Annotated in this window: 1 pseudogene; it reads right to left on the bottom strand. The window is 47.4% G+C overall.

The features are described 5' to 3' along the window. Window positions 1-496, bottom strand: a pseudogene (locus tag MMP60_RS15825) (hypothetical protein); the annotation flags it as partial.

The following is a 496-nucleotide window of genomic DNA, read 5'->3' as shown; positions in this document are numbered from 1 at the left end:
TTTTGTCAATAACAACGTTGCCTACTGTGACTTTGTCCGCTGTAAGTCCGGCATTGTTAATAACCGTGTTGCCTGTGGTCACACTGGTCAAGCTCAAGTCTTGGCTTAAAGCAAATGCGATGTCTTTACCGGTCTTGGTTGCAGTAAGGTTTGTATCTGTTGGGTCTGCAACACCGATATCAACGGTATCGCCTGCTTTGATTGCGCCTGCATTCACACCATTCGTTTGTAGGGTAAAACCGCCTTTTAAGGTGCTAATGTCTGTGGTATTGCTGCTGATTTGTGTACCTTGGTTGTTCACCGTCGTGGTGAGTGCATTGATACTTGTGGTGTTTTGTGCAACGTTTTGGTTGGTTGCGTAGAGTTGGCGACCATTCACTGCATCTGTTGAGCTGGCATTCAGTGCGCCATCTTTCACATTGGTGATCGTGGTACCTGCTGCTCCGCCACCTAAAGTGACTTTGTCTTTTGTCACCGCGTTGTCGTACTTCACTGC

Origin of the sequence: Acinetobacter sp. ANC 4805, from assembly GCF_022549495.1 — a bacterium.
Taxonomy (GTDB): Bacteria; Pseudomonadota; Gammaproteobacteria; order Pseudomonadales; family Moraxellaceae; genus Acinetobacter.
Note: the sequence above shows the minus strand (reverse complement) of the source record. Positions and strands in the feature narration are given on the sequence as shown.